Annotated in this window: 13 protein-coding genes and 1 other annotated feature; of the genes, 12 read left to right on the forward strand and 1 reads right to left on the reverse strand. The window is 40.4% G+C overall.

What is annotated here, in order from left to right:
• Positions 1–113: 113 nt before the first annotated feature.
• The 12 genes from hrcA (at position 114) to leuS (ending at position 15,994) form a co-directional block, all read left to right on the forward strand.
• Positions 114–1,130: a heat-inducible transcriptional repressor HrcA gene (gene hrcA, locus ACZYT3_RS09730; RefSeq protein ID WP_294562286.1), complete on the forward strand. Its 1,017-nt coding sequence runs from the start codon at positions 114–116 to the stop codon at positions 1,128–1,130.
• Positions 1,123–1,683 (forward strand): nucleotide exchange factor GrpE, encoded by a 561-nt coding sequence (gene grpE / locus ACZYT3_RS09735; protein ID WP_294562287.1) that lies wholly within the window; start codon positions 1,123–1,125, stop codon positions 1,681–1,683. Before hrcA ends, grpE begins: the two co-directional genes overlap by 8 nt.
• Before the next feature lie 14 nt (positions 1,684–1,697).
• On the forward strand, positions 1,698–3,509 hold the full coding sequence (gene dnaK / locus ACZYT3_RS09740) for a molecular chaperone DnaK (protein ID WP_294562289.1): 1,812 nt from the start codon (positions 1,698–1,700) through the stop codon (positions 3,507–3,509).
• Between the two features lie 55 nt (positions 3,510–3,564).
• Positions 3,565–4,668 (forward strand): molecular chaperone DnaJ, encoded by a 1,104-nt coding sequence (dnaJ, locus tag ACZYT3_RS09745; RefSeq protein WP_294562290.1) that lies wholly within the window; start codon positions 3,565–3,567, stop codon positions 4,666–4,668.
• 135 nt (positions 4,669–4,803) lie between these two features.
• Positions 4,804–5,697, forward strand: coding sequence for a LysR family transcriptional regulator (locus tag ACZYT3_RS09750; protein ID WP_464088509.1), 894 nt, complete (start codon positions 4,804–4,806; stop codon positions 5,695–5,697).
• Positions 5,698–6,058: 361 nt separating this feature from the next.
• Positions 6,059–6,997 carry an aldo/keto reductase gene (locus ACZYT3_RS09755; protein ID WP_464088510.1) on the forward strand — a complete coding sequence of 313 codons (939 nt, stop codon included), beginning with the start codon at positions 6,059–6,061 and terminating at the stop codon, positions 6,995–6,997.
• 13 nt (positions 6,998–7,010) lie between these two features.
• Positions 7,011–7,547 carry a flavodoxin family protein gene (locus tag ACZYT3_RS09760; RefSeq protein ID WP_464088511.1) on the forward strand — a complete coding sequence of 179 codons (537 nt, stop codon included), beginning with the start codon at positions 7,011–7,013 and terminating at the stop codon, positions 7,545–7,547.
• 69 nt (positions 7,548–7,616) lie between these two features.
• A complete protein-coding gene (locus ACZYT3_RS09765; protein ID WP_464088512.1) occupies positions 7,617–8,150 on the forward strand; it encodes a flavodoxin family protein in 534 nt (177 codons plus the stop codon).
• Between the two features lie 487 nt (positions 8,151–8,637).
• On the forward strand, positions 8,638–10,908 hold the full coding sequence (locus ACZYT3_RS09770; protein ID WP_464088513.1) for an InlB B-repeat-containing protein: 2,271 nt from the start codon (positions 8,638–8,640) through the stop codon (positions 10,906–10,908).
• A 139-nt stretch (positions 10,909–11,047) separates the two neighbouring features.
• Positions 11,048–12,367, forward strand: a complete 1,320-nt coding sequence (locus tag ACZYT3_RS09775) for an ArsB/NhaD family transporter (protein WP_294562301.1) — start codon at positions 11,048–11,050, stop codon at positions 12,365–12,367.
• Between the two features lie 145 nt (positions 12,368–12,512).
• Positions 12,513–13,286, forward strand: a complete 774-nt coding sequence (locus ACZYT3_RS09780; RefSeq protein WP_464088514.1) for a DUF6612 family protein — start codon at positions 12,513–12,515, stop codon at positions 13,284–13,286.
• A gap of 107 nt (positions 13,287–13,393) precedes the next feature.
• Positions 13,394–13,565: a binding site (T-box leader), on the forward strand.
• 32 nt (positions 13,566–13,597) lie between these two features.
• Entirely contained in the window at positions 13,598–15,994 is a 2,397-nt protein-coding gene (gene leuS / locus ACZYT3_RS09785) for a leucine--tRNA ligase (RefSeq protein WP_294562306.1), read from the forward strand.
• 195 nt (positions 15,995–16,189) lie between these two features.
• Here the strand turns inward: leuS and ACZYT3_RS09790 are convergent.
• On the reverse strand, positions 16,190–17,415 hold a 1,226-nt coding region (locus ACZYT3_RS09790; RefSeq protein ID WP_464088515.1), incomplete at its 5' end, for a PucR family transcriptional regulator.

Raw genomic sequence — 17,415 nt, forward strand, 5'->3', positions numbered from 1 at the left:
GTGAAGAAAAGATGAAAAATTTTTATTTTTTAGCACTAAAGGGTTGACAGTGCTAATCCATTGTGCTATTCTATTAGCAGCAAGAGATTTAGAGTGCTAGAAAGGAGTGGCTTATGGAACTTACTGAACGTCAAACTAAAGTGTTTAAGACCATTGTAGAAGAGTTCACTCGAACAGCTGAACCAGTGGGAAGTCACACGCTGATGAATTTACTGGACTTTCATGTTTCTTCGGCAACTCTTAGAAATGAAATGGCTGCTCTAGAGGAAATGGGCTTGCTTGAGAAAACACATACTTCCAGTGGACGTATACCGTCATCGAAGGGTTATCGTTATTATGTCGATCATCTGATGGTGAAACATATTGAACCAAAGATGATGAATGCTTTACAGACGATTTTTGATGCCCGTAATTCAAGCATGGAGGAAGTAGTTCGTCAAAGCTGTGATATTCTTTCGCAGATGACCAACCTGACATCTGTTGCCTTAGGGCCGGATGCAAGATATCAGTCGCTGCAGCATATCACATTGATACCATTGAATGAAAAAAGTGCGGTGGCGATTTTCGTTACCAATCACGGACATACTGAGAATAAGACTTTTCAATTCTCAGAGAGTGTCAGCATGAATGATCTGACGACCTGCTGTAATCTGTTGAATGAGAATTTGGTGGGTGTACCGTTGAATGAGGTGGTTGATCGGATGGTTGAACTTCAGCCTCTGCTGGCGGCAAAGGTACAGCGGCATGAAATGCTGTTTGAAGCTTTTGTCAATGCATTTGTGAAGTTTGCCAGTGATCAGGTTTATTTCAGTGGACAAAGCAATATGCTGTATCAGCCGGAATTTGCGGACATTGAAAAGTTAAAGAAAATGATGAGTATGCTTGAGGACAGTTCCCTATGGCGTCAGATAGCTGAGGAAAATACGGGTACTGTTGTTCGTATCGGAAAGGACAATGTCAAGCTTTTGGATACGGATGATGTAAGTGTAGTTGCCAGCAAATTCAAAATTCATGGTGATGAGGAAGGTCAGCTGATGATCGTAGGACCAACTCGTATGCCGTACAATGAGGTGGTGGCGCTGATGGAATATATCAGCAGACGAATCGAGGAGATGTTTAATGATGACTGATAAGAAAAAGAAAAAAGAAGAAAAAGAAAAAAATGAAAAGGAAGAAATCGTAGCTGAAGCTGTTGAGGAAAATGAAAAGAAGGAAAGTGAAACAGATAAGCTGAAGGAAGAAATCGAAAGGCTGAAAGCGGAATTGGCTGAAAGCAAAAATGCTTTCTATAAGGCTTATGCCGATACGGAGAATACCAAGAAACGACTTCAGAGCGAGTTTGAAAAGAGCAATAAATATAAGCTTCAGGATTTTGGAAAAGAAGTGCTTCCGATCATTGATAATCTTGAAAGAGCCCTTCAGGTCAACAGTGATTCTGAGGAGCTGAAAAACTATGCAAAGGGATTTGAGATGATCTATGCACAGCTTGTAGAAATTTTGCGGAAAGAAGGAATTGTTGAAATTGACTGCTTGAATAAGGAATTTGATGCGAATTACCAGCATGCGATCATGCAGGAAGCCAAGGAAGGCGTAAAGAGCGGTATCGTCATCGAAGTCCTTCAAAAAGGATATATGTTAAAGGATCGTATTTTACGTCCTGCGCTTGTTAAGGTTAGTGAATAAGGAGGAGAAAAGATATGTCAAAGATTATTGGAATTGATTTAGGTACAACAAACTCATGTGTTGCTGTCATGGATGGCAGTGACTGCAAGGTTATCACAAACCCTGAAGGAAACCGTACGACACCATCAGTCGTAGCGTTTAAGAATGGTGAAAGAATCGTTGGTGATGCAGCTAAGCGTCAGGTCGTAACGAATAAAAATACAGTTTCATCTATCAAACGTTTGATGGGAACAAATCAGAAAGTAACATTGGAAGGAAAAGAATATACACCACAGGAAATCAGTGCGATGATCCTTCAGTATCTGAAGTCATATGCTGAAAGTTATTTGGGTGAGCCGGTAACAAAGGCTGTTATTACCGTTCCTGCTTACTTCAACGATGCTCAGCGTCAGGCAACAAAGGATGCCGGTAAGATTGCCGGTTTGGAAGTAGAACGTATCATCAACGAACCGACAGCAGCTGCTTTGGCTTATGGTCTGGATAAGAGCAGTGATCGTGAGCAGAAGGTTTTGGTTTATGACTTAGGTGGAGGAACATTCGATGTTTCTATCCTTGAATTAGCCGATGGTACATTTGAAGTATTGTCAACTTCAGGTGATACACACTTAGGTGGCGATGACTTCGATAACATCATCGTTAACTGGATGATTGATACCTTCAAGAAGGAAAACGGCATTGATTTGTCAAGCGATAAGATGGCTATGCAGCGTTTGAAGGAAGCTGCTGAAAAAGCTAAGAAGGATTTGAGCGGTACTGTTCAGACTCAGATTTCACTGCCATTCATCTCTGCCGGTGCTAATGGACCATTGCACTTTGAAGCTACATTGACACGTGCTAAATTTGATGAAATGACGAAGTCATTAGTTGAACGTACGATCACTCCGGTACGTAATGCCTTGAAGGATGCCGGATTAACAAAGAACGATATTCATCAGGTATTGTTAGTTGGTGGATCAACACGTATTCCGGCTGTACAGGAAGCTGTTAAGAACGAATTAGGCAAAGAACCTAATAAGTCTGTGAACCCGGATGAAGCTGTTGCCGTAGGTGCTGCTATTCAGGGTGGTGTCATCTCCGGTGATGTAAAAGATGTCTTATTGCTGGATGTTACGCCATTGTCATTAGGTATTGAAACAATGGGTGGTGTCATGACTGTCTTGATTCCACGTAATACGACTATTCCTACAAGTAAATCACAGATCTTCTCAACGGCTGCTGATAACCAGCCTGCAGTAGATATCCATGTATTACAGGGTGAAAGACCAATGGCTGCTGATAACAAGACATTAGGTTTATTCAAACTGGATGGAATCGCTCCTGCAAGAAGAGGTATCCCACAGATCGAAGTTACTTTCGATATTGATGTCAACGGTATCGTACACGTATCTGCTTTGGATAAGGGTACGAACAAGAAACAGTCAATTACGATTTCAAACTCTTCAGGATTGAGTGAAGAAGAGATCGACCGAATGGTAAAAGAAGCTGAAGAACACAAGAATGAAGATGAAAAACGTCGTGAAGAAGCTGAATTGAGAAATAAGGCTGAATCGTTCATCAATCAGATTGATTCTACATTGGCAGATGCCGGTGATAAGATCGATGCTAAACAGAAGGAAGAAACTCAAAGACTTCGTGATGAATTGCAGAAGGCTTTGGATGAAAACGATATGGAAGCTGTTAAGACGAAGTTGGATGCTTTGGAAAAAGCAGCGCAGATGGCCGCTGAACAGATGTATCAGCAGCAGGATGCCGGCAATAATGCCCAGCAGTCTTCAAATAACAATGACGACAATGTCGTAGATGCAGATTTCACTGAAAAGAATTAATATTGAAAAGAAATTCTAGCTATGCTAGAATTTCACTGCTGAAAGGTGGGAAAGTATGGCAAAAAGAGATTATTATGAGGTTCTGGGGCTTCAAAAAGGAGCAACAGACGCAGAAATAAAGAAAGCTTATCGTCAAATGGCGAAAAAATATCATCCCGATGTGAATAAAGCAGCAGATGCAGAAGAAAAGTTCAAGGAAATCAATGAAGCTTATGAAGTATTGAGCGATCCTCAGAAGAAAGCCAATTATGATCAGTTTGGTCATGCCGGCATGGATGGAGCCTTCGGACAAGGAGGAGGCTTCACCGGAGGATTCAGTGATTTTGGTGATATCAACGATATTTTCGGTTCATTCTTTGGAGGAACAACGCACCGTCGTTCATCTAATGGACCTAGAAAAGGGAATGACCGCTTTATGCAGATGCGTATTGACTTCATGGAAGCCATTTTTGGAAAAACAGAGGAAATTACGATTGAAGTTGATGAGCAATGCAGTGAATGCTTAGGAAGCGGTGCAAGAAGCAAGAGCGATATCCAAAGCTGTTCCAGATGTAATGGAACAGGACAGGTACAGTCACAGAATCGTACGCCATTTGGTGTATTTATGTCAACGAGTGTTTGTCCTGAATGTAATGGCAGTGGAAAGAAGATTCTGCATAAATGTCCGAAATGTCATGGACGCGGCTATGAGCATAAACGTGTAAAGCTGGAAATCAAGATTCCTGCCGGTATTCAGTCGGGTCAGCAGATCCGAGTTGCCGGTAAGGGTGAAAGAGGTATCAATGGCGGACCTAATGGCGATTTGTATATCGAAATATTAGTAAACCGTCATCCGAATTTTGTCCGTGACGGTAATGATATTCGTATCAGTGTGCCGGTCAGCGCGGTTGATGCGACATTGGGCTGCAAGGTCGATGTACCGACGGTCTATGGAGATGTGGAATTGACGATTCCTGCAGGTACACAGCATGGTACTCAATTCAGATTGCGTGGCAAGGGTGTAAAAGGCCCTCGTGCTCAAGGAGATCAGTATGTGGAAGTACGTATTGAGATTCCGACAAAGCTTTCAAGAGAAGAGCATAAGTTATATGAAAAGCTGCGTGATATCAAGGGAAGAGAGTCTGCTTTCGATAAGTTCAAAAAATCATTCAAGAATTAACGTCTGAGTTTCAGGCGTTTTTTTCTTTAATTTTGAAATAATTAAGAAAATAATTTTTATCTGAGTGCTTATGTTTAGAAGAATTTGCTGATCATGTATGAATATATTATACTATTAGTAAAGGAGATGATCAGAATGGAGCTTCGCACATTACGCTATTTTTTAGCTGTGGCACAGGAAGAGAATATAACGAAGGCAGCAGCTATTCTGCATGTGACCCAGCCAACGTTGAGTCGTCAGATGATGGATTTGGAAAAAGAATTAGGTACTACCTTGATGTTTCGGGGAAGAAACGGGCTGACCTTGACGGATGATGGTATTTATTTTCGACAACGTGCTGAAGAAATTGTTGAGCTGGCTGATCGTTTGGAACAGGTATTTGTGGAACGGAATACAGAGGTCAGCGGAGTCATTTCTCTTGGTGCTACCGAGTCTATCGGAAGTCGGCTTTTCGCAAAACTTATTAAGCAGTTTTCAGAGAAATATCCACTTGTGCAATTTCATTTGTATAATGAGATGGCAGATTACATAAAAGATCATATAGATAAAGGCCTGATCGATGTCGGACTGTTGTTGGAGCCGATTGATACTTCGAAGTATGACTTTGTCCGCCTTTCTCAAAAAGAAACATGGGGCGTGCTTATGCGTGACGATCACCCTTTAGCTGAGAGAACATCTATTACACCGAGTGAAATAGCAGAATATCCGTTGATCCTTCCTTTGCGTGAAAGGGTGCGCACAGAGATTCTGAATTGGCTCAAACATGAAGAAAAGGATTTGAATATACCGTTAAGTTATACGCTTCTTTCCAATGCGGTGCTACTTGTGGAAGAGGGATTGGGATGTGCCTTTTGTCTGGACGGAGCACTGGCGATCCATAACAGTTCCCACCTGCATTTTATTCCGATTTATCCACAACATACTACTCGCAGTGTTTTGGTTTGGAAGAAAAATCGTTTGTTCTCTCCTGCAACTTCCTTGTTTATTCAAGAAATTAATATGCTTAGAGCTAAAATGGAAGAAGCATGATCATTATAAAGGACTTTCAAGGCCTGATGGCTTGGAGGTCTTTTTTATATCCATACAAAAAAAGCATTGAAAATAATAAACAATAGGTATTAGACATTAAAACAGGAGCATTTTATAATAAAAAACGGAAAAAAAGTAATCATGAGCGATAAATCGTAATAAATGTGAATGGTATGCGGATGTAAAATGTAAAAAAATTTTTAGCAATCGCTCTGATTCTTTTCTTGCAGCGGACTGCTATTTTGCTTTAGCTGGGATTGTTTAGATATCGCTGCAAGGATATTTCCAATCAGGTAAGCATCTGATAAGAATTGTAGAAAGTGAATTACATGAATGTTTAAAAAGAAATAGGAGGAAAAATATGGAATTGAAACAATTACCTAAGATTGCACTGGGTGCATGGGCATGGGGCAATGATGGGACTTTTGGCTCTGACCTGTCTGCTGCTGATCTGAAACCTGTATTTGATGCAGCAATGAATGCTTCTTTGAACCTATGGGATACTGCTTTTGCTTATGGCATGGGAGCTTCTGAAAAGGTGCTGGGTGGATTTTTAAAAAACTATCCTCGTGACAGTTATCTCATCTCAGATAAGTTTACGCCTCAGTGTGCTGATCCCAACGCAGCAAATGCTGTCATTGACATGTTTGAGAATAGTGCCAAACTTCTTGGTGTAGATACCATGGATATTTATTGGATTCACAATCCAATAGGGGCCCCTCAATGGATTCGTAAGCTAATTCCTTTGGCCAAGGCTAATAAAATCGGACGTATCGGTCTTTCCAATCATAACTTGGCGGAAATCAAAGAAGCTGCTGCAATTTTGGAAGCTGATGGGTTGAAAGTTGCCGCTATTCAAAATCATTACAGTTTGCTGAACCGCTCTTCTGAAACTTCAGGAATTCTCGATTACTGCAAGGAAAATGGCATCACCTTCTTCTCTTATATGGTACTGGAGCAGGGGGCATTATCCGGTAAGTATGATACGAAGCATCCTTTCCCTGCAACCTCTGATCGTGGTAAGGTGTACAATCCCATGCTGCCTCAGTTAGAAAAGCTGACAGCCGGACTGAAAGAGATTGCAGATAAACATGGTGTGTCTGTCGCCCAGGTACCGATCGCATGGGCCATTGCCAAAGGAACATTGCCTATTATTGGTGTGACCAAGGTGTATCAGGTCGAGGACGCACTCAAGGCTGCTGCCTTAAACTTGACGGATGAAGAAATCAAAACGATGGAACAGCTTGCAAATGACATGTCCCTGAATCTCATCCGCTATTGGGAAAAAGAAATGAAGTAAGGAGGTATGATCGATGAAGATCGTTGTATTAGAGGGCAGCCCTAATAAAAATGGTTCTACCCATATTCTCGCTGATTATTTCCGAGAGGGGGCTGAGAAAGCAGGGCATTCCGTAGAAATGATTGATGTGGCTCACGCGGATATTCATCCTTGCACGGGCTGTATCCACTGCGGATATGAAGGCCCTTGTGTGCAGAAAGATGATGTGGAGGATATCCGTAAGAAGATCCTGGCTGCTGATATGATCGTTTTCTCGACACCTTTGTATTACTATAGCATGTCCGCTCAGCTAAAAACCATGATCGATCGTTTCTGTGCCTTTAACAGTTCTATCCAGCAAAAGCACATGAAGTCCGTCCTGCTCACTGTTGCTTGGAACAGTGATGAGTGGACCTTTGATGCACTGGCGGCTCACTACAAGACGCTGGTGCGGTATCTGAATCTTACAGATATGGGGATGGTTCTGGGCTATGGATGCGGTACACCGTCTATGACCCGACATTCCAGCTTTCTGCAGCAGGCATATAATCTTGGAAACCAACTAAAATAAGAAAATAGTCATTAGCATTGACAGTTAAGTGAACGATATTTCATGCAGAAAGTGGAGAGGCAAAAAGCTATGCAAGTCTTAGTTATTAACGGCAGCCCCCGTACAAAGGGCAATTCAGATCTTCTATGCGATGAATTTATTCGCGGTGCAAAAGAGTCTGGAAATCAGGTAGAGAAAATCTCTTTGCGAGAAAAAGAAGTGTATCCTTGCAGGGCATGCTATGCATGTTTTAAGACCGGTTTTTGTGTCCAAAAAGATGATATGGCTGATATTTTAAATAAAATGGAAAAGGCAGATGTACTTGTTCTGGCTTCACCTACCTATTTTCTCACGATGAGCGGCCAGATGAAGACATTTATTGATCGTTTGCTGCCCAAGTGGCAAGAATTAGGCGGTAAAGATGCCTATGTCATTGTGACAGGTCACGATGGAAAGCAGGGATTGAAGAGATGTGCTGAAGATATGACTGTCATACTGGAAAATTTAGGTGACAGGGTAAAACAAATCATCTGGGGAGAACATGTTTGGCAAAAAGGTGAAGTATTGAAAACCAAAGCAATGGAAGAAGCCTATCTAACCGGGAAAAAAATAACTGCCGTCTAAATGGATGAAATTCTTATTTCGCAGCGTTTAGAGTAAAATAATGATGTGTTGCATATAATGATGCAGTTAGTGCCATATGATGCATATTTTTTGCGGGAATAATTTTATATCAATACAAATTCTTGATCAGAAGTCATTCACGATCAAGGAATATTTTCAAAAAGCCTTACAGAATTAATAAATAGGAGCATACGGAAATCTTTCGCTGCTCCTATTTTTATTCATATTGATTAATTTATTTATATTATCCTTAGAATACCCTTTTGTTTTATTATTACCTTGAATTTACCCATATGCTTTTATCCTTTTACATGGATCATTTATGATACACATGTAAAGATAAAGGAGATTATTAAAGTGAACTTAAAAGTTACTTAAAAATTCATGGGAAATTATGGTTGTAATGTAAGCGGTTAGATGTTACTATGGGGGTAGGCAGGACAAGGTATTAAAATGCTGAAACTGTAAAAGAAAAGGAGGTTATTTTATGGATTGCAGTAAATTTTTAAAGAGAGTACTTGTCTTAATCATTACATGCTTTATGTTTGTCGGTTTTGCACCGACAGTACGTGCCGCAGAAACATATACGGTGACGTACACGGATGGAAGCTCATCTGAGAAATATTTCCCGGATCAGGTCTATACGGTAAATGCTGGTGATCCTGTTCCCGCTTTTGATGGGACACCAACACGTGATGGCTGGATTTTCACAACTTGGAATGCTACATATAAAAACGGTGATCAGACAGCTGAAACTGTTACAAAGAATCGTACATTTAGTGCACGTTGGACGAAGATGTCAAGTGCATTGGATGCAGCGACAGCCATTCATGCCCAGATCCGTGCAACGGATGAATTCCGTCAATATGGTGGTTTTGATTTACGTGATTTTACACTGATTGAAAATACCTTTACGGTTAACGAAACTGTTTGGAATGAAGAGAGAGGATGTATGATGGCATCCGTTACTGTTACAGATATTAAGCCATATGAGAAAAAGGTATCTGATAAATACGGTTATACATACGTTTTCAATAGTGAAAAAACTCCTGAAGGAAATTTGACGATTCATTTTGTAAATAAATTAAATTATAAAGGAAGCTCTTCTTCAGGTAATTTACAAGCAGATTTTGGAGGCTGGATCTTAGACAGTACATATTATCCAGGTGGTGTGCGTTCACAGCTTATTTTTAATCGTGCTTATGATGTAACTTTTAAAGATGGTGTTGATGGCAGTGTCTTTGCAGATAAAAATTTGAGTATTGTTGAAACTGCAAAAGATCATGCCCCTGTAAGTGCTTTTGGAAATGATCCAATACGTATCGGATATAAGTTTAATGGCTGGGCAAGTCAGAATAATAAGCTAAGCACAGATGGTACTGCTTTAAGTGGTGATGATGTATTAACTGCTCAGTGGCTTAAAATGAATGATGTCACTATTACTTTTAATTCCAATGGCGGTGATACGATTGATCCGGTAACTGTTCAGTATGGTGAACGTTATAGCTTCCCATCTTCTCCATTAAGTGGATATAGTCAGGATGGCTGGTATATTTATGATAATGGTCAGCTGGGTGATTTATATGTAAAAGGTGGTAAGAGCAAGGTTGTTGAAGCAGAAGATTCTTTATCTTTGATCATGGCACGTAAGGTGCTGGCTCCTTCTGTGAAACTGAAGGTGACAACTGAAGCTGCGGAAATTGGTGATAATTATCAGTTCTATTATCCAAAAAATTCAACACGTATCCTTACAGCTGAGGTAACTGAATACAGTGATTTTGATTATACGTATGAATGGTTTAAAGACGGTGTAAAGATCGAAGGTGAAAATGGCAAGACACTTCGGCTTGCGGGTAATGTAAGTGACAGCGGTGAATACAGCGTTACTGTGACAGCTACTCAGAAAGAAGGAAGCGATGTTCTTGTTTCTGAAAAATCAGCTTCTGCAAGTGTCAGTCAGAAAGTTAAGATCATGAAGACAGCGAATTCTCTTTATTATGATGCAAATGGCGGAGAAGGAGGACCGACGAATAATTTCACAAATGCGAATGAAATCGTAGTTTCATCTTCAATGCCAACGCGCACAGGTTATACTTTTGAAGGCTGGAATACAAAGGCTGACGGAAGTGGTAAAGGTTATAAAGCCGGTGAAACAATTGCTTTAAATGATAATGGAAATGGTGGCGTACGCATTGATCTATATGCACAGTGGAAACCGATTACCTTTATTGTTTCCTTTGGTGATGATGCGCCGGCACAAGAAGTAGATTATGGAAAGACGGCAGTAAGACCGGCTGATCCTAAAAAAGAAGGTTATGCATTTGCAGGCTGGTATCATGGAGATACTGAGTATGATTTCAATACACCGGTGACAGATGATGTAACATTGACGGCTAAATTTGAAGTTATGAAATATACTGTATCATTTAGTGATGGTGTTGAAAGCCAGGTGATCGAGCATGGTAAAACTGCAGTGAAGCCAGTGGATCCAAAGAAAGAAGGTCATACTTTTGTCGGCTGGTATGATGGCGATAAGGCATATGATTTCAATACGCCGGTAACAAGTGATCTGGAATTAACGGCTAAATTCGAAAAGAATGAAGTTCCTGTTGAACCTGAAAAGCCAACAGATCCGGAAACTCCTGTAACACCTCAGACTCCTAATACAAGCGATATAAATATGTATTTCTATTATGGTATGATGCTTGTGGCTGGTATGGGCATTCTCTTTATGAGAAAAAAAGAATCAGTAAAATAAACGATAAGACATGGGCTTTCTGATGAAGGCCCATGTTTTTGTTTGCAAATAATTGTGAATAAACTCTAAAAGATTACATTAATAGCCGGAAAGGGTAATGTTATAATAGGGGTACTTGTTTAATATAAGAGGAGGATATATGGTTTTCGCATTAGTTATTTTTCTTATTACATATGTCTTGATGCTGGCTTTTCAGAAATATCGCCCGTGGATCGCACTGACTTCGGCGGCCGTATTTGTGATTCTTGGCATTGCAGGCATGTATGATATGAGCCTTTTGGATGCTTTGGGGGCTGTTGACTATAATGTGCTTTTAATGATTGGCGGTACGATGGGTACCGTGACATTATTTGTCGAGAGCAAGATGCCTGCACGTCTGGCAGAGATTTTGATTTCAAAGGTTCCGGATGTGAAATGGGCAGTAACATCATTGGCTTTATTTGCAGGGGTCATCAGTGCTTTTGTCGATAATGTCGCAACTGTTTTGATGGTAGCACCGATCGGTCTGGCAATTTCTAAAAAATTAAAAATATCACCGGTACCGGTATTGATTGCGATTGCGGTATCTAGTAATCTTCAAGGAGCTGCAACGCTTGTCGGAGATACAACGAGCATTCTTCTGGGTGGATATGCCGGTATGACATTTCTTGATTTCTTTTGGATGTTAGGTAAACCGGGAATTTTCTGGGGCGTAGAGTTAGGCGCTTTAGCATCCATCGTTGTTCTGTTGTATTTGTTTCGTGATGAAAATCAGAAGGTCAGTGCCAAGGTAGAAACTGAAGTGACTGATTACTTTCCATCGTTTTTGATGATTGCGACCGTTGTGTTGCTGATATGTGCTTCTTTTTTGCAGGAACCTGCAAATGCAGGCTTCGTGACCCTTTATAACTTAAGAAGCGGATTGATCTGTTTTGCATTATGTATTATCGGTGTCATTCGTGCCTGTATCAAAAAGAGAGATATTGAACCTGTCAAGATGGTCATCAGAGATTTGGATAAGGATACGCTTTTATTATTGTTTGGTATCTTTATCGTGATCGAAGGTATTACGAAAGCCGGCGTGATTGATGCCGTTGCCAATCTTTTCTATCAGGTTTCCGGGGATAATGCTTTCCTTCTTTATACTTTGATCGTTTTTGCGTCGGTTATTTTATCGGCGTTCATTGATAATATTCCATATGTTGCGACCATGCTGCCGGTTGTTTCATCGATTGCTGCTTTGATGAATGGCGGGGCAGGGATGGCACCGTATGTATTCTATTTTGGCTTGCTTACAGGAGCCACATTAGGTGGTAACTTAACACCTATCGGAGCTTCCGCAAATATCGCAGCCATTGGTATCCTGCGTAAGAATGGGGAATCTGTCAGCACACGTGATTTCTTGCGGATCGGTGTTCCGTTTACACTTGCGGCCGTACTTGCCGGTTATATTTATATCTGGCTGGTATGGGGAATGTAAAAAGGTTTGAAATAAAGGTCGTTTAGGATTAAACGGCCTTTTATTACAGAATCGTTAGTTGGTCCTTTAAATCTTGTCGATGTAAATATTCGATGATATAATGAAATCACTAAAAAGCTCTATTGTAAGGAGCGGAAAGGGACCTATGAAAAAGACAATGAAAAGAGTGTTATGTGCTGCGGCAGCGATCATGCTGTCGTTCTCATTGGCAGCCTGCAACAATTCTGAACCTGCTGAGGATCCAAAAGTATTGTTGGAAAATGCCAGTGAAAAAATGAAAGAGCTTGACTCATTAAGTATGAATGCGAATATTTCAGTTAATATGGAAATGAGCAGTTCTGATTCTGCGACAGAAAATTTATCATTGGATATGCCTATAGAGATGACGGTGGAAATGGCAGGGATCCAAAGTGATTTGATGTATCATACGATCGTGGATGCATCGTTGTTTGGTACCAATATATCCACTGAGCAGACATATTATGATGGTGTCGTTTATACAAATACTGATGGCCAGAAAACAATGATGACCATGGATGTTTCAGAGGCCCGGCAGATGGCCAATGTGGGTGAAGTGAGTACTGAGTTTAAGAATATGAAAGCTTCTAAAGATGGTGATAAGACAATTGTTACGATCGAACCGACGAAAGAAGAGCTGACTCAATTGATGGATACATTGGGAAGCCTGGAGGGTTCTACGATGGATGAAGAAACGCTGGCAGCTTTATCTTCGCTGACATTTGATGCATTTGTCATTACGATCAATAAAGATGGTTATATCGAAAATGAGAAATTTGGTTTTTCGGCTGAAGAGGAAGGGATCAAGGTTGTATTTACTGCTGAGATCAAGGTGAGCGGATATGATTCTACAACGGTAGAAATGGTTGATCCTGGTGAATATGAAGCGTTGAATTATTAGAAATAATAGTATTAATAAAGATTATATGTAGAAAGGATTTGTCAATTTTGTGACAAATCTTTTTGTTGTTCTTGACAGGAAACATGAAAATTGCTATTCTTAATAAGTAAATGGCGATGAATTAGAGTAGTAGTCCGGCGTTATGGATAGAGAGCTGATGGGTGGTGGAAATCAGTCATGATAAAGGGTGAACTCGCTAAGGAGCCGGCTAGTCCAGCGTTATGGACATTGAGTGCACTTTTGGTGAACTAAGGTGGTACCACGCTAAGCGTCCTTAGAGGGTGCTTTTTTTATTTTTAGGAGGAAAGATTATGGGATTTGATCATAAGAAGATGGAAGCAAAATGGCAGAAATACTGGGAAGATCATCAGACATTTTATACGGATGTTCATGATTTTTCAAAGCCTAAATTTTATGCCTTGGATATGTTTCCTTATCCATCAGGAGTAGGTTTGCATGCCGGACATCCGGAAGGATATACAGCGACGGATATCGTCAGTCGTATGAAGCGTATGCAGGGATATAATGTGTTGCATCCAATGGGTTTTGACAGCTTTGGATTGCCTGCTGAACAGTATGCGATCCAGACGGGAAATCATCCGGATGGCTTTACAAAGAAAAATATCGCAACTTTTACGAAGCAGTTAAAGATGCTTGGCTTCAGCTATGACTGGACAAAAGAGGTTTCGACTTGTGATCCATCATTTTATAAGTGGACGCAGTGGATCTTTAAACAGTTATTTAATGATGGATTGGCAAAGTGTGTTGAGATGCCGGTAAACTGGTGTGAAGAATTGGGAACTGTATTAGCCAATGATGAAATCGTAGATGGCAAGAGTGAAAGAGGCGGTTATCCGGTTGTTCGTAAGAATATGCGTCAATGGGTCATTGACATCGTACAGTATGCAGAACGCTTGCTGGAAGGTTTGGATGAAATTGACTGGCCTGAATCAACCAAAGAGATGCAGCGTAACTGGATCGGTAAATCAATCGGAGCTCATGTAGATTTTAAGGTAGATGGTCATGATGAAAGCTTTACGGTTTTCACGACTCGCTGTGATACGCTTTTCGGTGCTACTTATTGTGTTTTGGCTCCGGAGCATCGCTTGATTGACGTGATTACTACGGATGACTGCAAAGCGGATGTAGAGGCTTATAAGAAGGTATGTGCCGGTAAATCCGATCTGGAAAGAACCGAATTGAATAAGGAAAAAACAGGTGTCTTTACAGGTGCTTATGCAGTGAATCCGGTAAACGGAAAGAAGATTCCGATCTGGATCAGTGATTATGTATTGGCAACTTATGGTACAGGTGCGATCATGGCAGTTCCGGCTCATGATCAGCGTGATTATGATTTTGCGAAAAAGTTTGGCTTGGAAATCATTCAGGTACTGGATGGCGGAGATATCAGTGAACACGCTTATGAAGAAGACGGATTACATATCAATTCAGAATTTTTGGATGGCTTGAATAAACAGGAAGCCATTGATAAGATGCTTGCCTGGCTGGAAGAACATCATTGTGGAAGCAAGCATGTCAATTATCGTCTGCGTGAGTGGATCTTTGCCCGTCAGCGTTACTGGGGTGAGCCGATTCCTATCGTCCATCTTGAAAATGGCAATATGGTGGCGTTAAGAGATGATGAATTGCCATTGATCCTTCCTGAGCTGGAAGATTATTCCCCAGGAAAAAGCGGTGCAAGCCCGCTGGAAAAGGCAACTGACTGGGTCAATGTAGAAATTGATGGGGTAAAGGGAAAACGTGAAACGAGTACGATGCCGGGAAGTGCCGGAAGCAGCTGGTACTACTTGCGCTATATCGATCCGCATAATGATTCAGAATTTGCAAACTATGAATTATTAAAGCACTGGATGCCGGTCGATCTGTATATCGGAGGTCCGGAGCATGCTGTCGGACATTTGCTTTATTCAAGAATGTGGAACAATTATCTTTATGATAAAGGGTTGGTACCGACCAAAGAGCCTTTCAAGAAATTGGTACACCAAGGATATATCTTAGGTGCCAATGGTATCAAGATGGGAAAACGTTATCCTGAATTTGTCGTAAATCCAAATGATGTCGTAGAAAAATACGGTGCAGATACTCTAAGAATCTATGAGATGTTCATGGGACCTTTGGAAGCCAGCAAACCTTGGAGCGAACAGGGTGTTGAAGGTTCAAGAAGATGGCTGGATCGTGTATATCGTCTGATCGTAGAAATGGATCGTGTTACAGATACCAATGATCATGCTCTTGATAAGAGCTATCACTTCATGGTTAAGAAAGTTACGAAGGATATTGAAAGTTTGAATCTGAATACTGCGATTTCACAAATGATGATCTTCATCAATGATGCTTATAAAGCAGATACGCTGTATCGTGAATATGCACAAGGCTTTGTCAAGATCCTCTCTTGCTTTGCTCCTCATCTCGGAGAAGAAATCTGGGAGAAATTAGGACATGACGAAAGTCTTGCCTATGAGAGCTGGCCAACTTATGATGAATCTTTCCTTGTTGAAGAAAGTGTAGAAATTGCGGTTCAAGTAAATGGTAAATTGAGGGGTACGATCACAGTGAAAAAGGATGCCAATGAAGATGAGATCAAAGAAAATGCATTGGCACTGAAAACCGTACAGGCACAGATCGAAGGCAAAGAGATTCGTAAGTTTATCATCATTAAAGGAAAGATCGTAAATATCGTTGCATAAACAATAGGACTGTATTGACCAGTCAAATGAAAAACGCTGAAACCTATATAAAAGGAAACAGCGTTTTTTTTTTGTATAGATCTGTATATTTGAGGGGTATTTGCCAGAGTAAGCATGAAAAAAGTTTTAGAAAAATGAGATTGGTGTAAATATTTGATATTGAGAAAGAAATGTGAAATGTAAATTGATGCTCATTTAATTAGAAATTTGATTTCGATAGTTGATAAACTGAATGATTTCGCAGGACCATAGCATGTGAGCGTCTAAAGTGTCTAATTCATAATGGTTAAAGTCAATTTCCATGATTTCTTTGATTTTCTGGATCCGATAATTGATGGTATTGCGATGTACATAGAGATGATTTGCAGTTTGCTGGATGCTTTTTTGAAAGTAGAGATAAGTCCGTAACGTATTGATATAATTTGTTTTATTTTGTTCATCGTAATAGTTAAGGTTAAGGACACGTTGGTGGCAAAATTGAAGGAGTTCTTCTGTTTTGAAGTATTCAAACATATGGTAAGGCTTGCATTTTTCATAGAAACTAACATATGTATCGGGTGATACGAATTGCCGTAGACGCAAGGCGGTCTGTGCTTGGCTGAGATAAGTGGTAAATTGATAGAGATCTTTAAAAGGATCGCTGATTCCCATGCTTAATGAGCTGGAATGAAGAAACTGATCGAGCATTTGATAGTTGCAGTTACTGTCGGTTTTGATCAGGATAATAAGCTGTTTTTCATAAAAAACAGAGGTACTATCGGGAATATAAGCTCGCAGATTTTCTTGAATCTGACTGTGATGTGCATTATAAGAAATGTAATGTCTGAAATCGATACATCCGATATGATAAAAAGAATTGCTTTCCAGATGACACCCTTGAATGCGTGAATTAAATTGGGCACGATCTGTAAAACGATGTTGTAATAACTCAAGCATGATCTCTTCTTCACGAACCGGAAAATCACCCAGATCAAGCTGATGGAAATTAAAGAGAAGCTCTTTTGCCAGCAGGGCCGCTATAAACAGATATTGTTCTTCCTGAAGCGTATCAAGAGGAGTTTTTTCCTCTAAAATATCCAAGTAACCTATTATCTGATGTTGATACTTCAATCGAATAAAGCGTCTGTTTTTACTGCTGATCTTATCGGTATCGAAATATTGTCTGGACGGGCCAACCAGTACATCCCAGTTGTTAAGGGTGGCACCAAATTCGATGGTGATATAACCGCGTGTAACGGCATCTAACCAAATGTTATCTGTTGATTTAAGATTTTCAGAATAAGCGATGATGTTGAAACTGTTATCAATCACTAGCAGGGGATTGTTGAGATAAACAGCTGCCAGTTCGACCAGGTGAGTGAAAGAAGTTCCGGTAAGCGAAGCTTTTATTAGTTCAAAATAATATTTATTTTCCATAAACT

The organism is Traorella sp. mt218 (assembly GCF_055420025.1).

Excerpts from the sequence above, each read along its gene's own strand:
- dnaJ (WP_294562290.1), top strand. The coding sequence starts at position 3,565 with ATGGCAAAAAGAGATTATTATGAGGTTCTGGGGCTTCAAAAAGGAGCA.
- grpE (WP_294562287.1), top strand. The coding sequence starts at position 1,123 with ATGACTGATAAGAAAAAGAAAAAAGAAGAAAAAGAAAAAAATGAAAAG.
- hrcA (WP_294562286.1), top strand. The coding sequence starts at position 114 with ATGGAACTTACTGAACGTCAAACTAAAGTGTTTAAGACCATTGTAGAA.
- dnaK (WP_294562289.1), top strand. The coding sequence starts at position 1,698 with ATGTCAAAGATTATTGGAATTGATTTAGGTACAACAAACTCATGTGTT.
- ACZYT3_RS09750 (WP_464088509.1), top strand. The coding sequence starts at position 4,804 with ATGGAGCTTCGCACATTACGCTATTTTTTAGCTGTGGCACAGGAAGAG.
- ACZYT3_RS09770 (WP_464088513.1), top strand. The coding sequence starts at position 8,638 with ATGGATTGCAGTAAATTTTTAAAGAGAGTACTTGTCTTAATCATTACA.
- leuS (WP_294562306.1), top strand. The coding sequence starts at position 13,598 with ATGGGATTTGATCATAAGAAGATGGAAGCAAAATGGCAGAAATACTGG.
- ACZYT3_RS09780 (WP_464088514.1), top strand. The coding sequence starts at position 12,513 with ATGAAAAAGACAATGAAAAGAGTGTTATGTGCTGCGGCAGCGATCATG.
- ACZYT3_RS09765 (WP_464088512.1), top strand. The coding sequence starts at position 7,617 with ATGCAAGTCTTAGTTATTAACGGCAGCCCCCGTACAAAGGGCAATTCA.
- ACZYT3_RS09755 (WP_464088510.1), top strand. The coding sequence starts at position 6,059 with ATGGAATTGAAACAATTACCTAAGATTGCACTGGGTGCATGGGCATGG.
- ACZYT3_RS09760 (WP_464088511.1), top strand. The coding sequence starts at position 7,011 with ATGAAGATCGTTGTATTAGAGGGCAGCCCTAATAAAAATGGTTCTACC.
- ACZYT3_RS09775 (WP_294562301.1), top strand. The coding sequence starts at position 11,048 with ATGGTTTTCGCATTAGTTATTTTTCTTATTACATATGTCTTGATGCTG.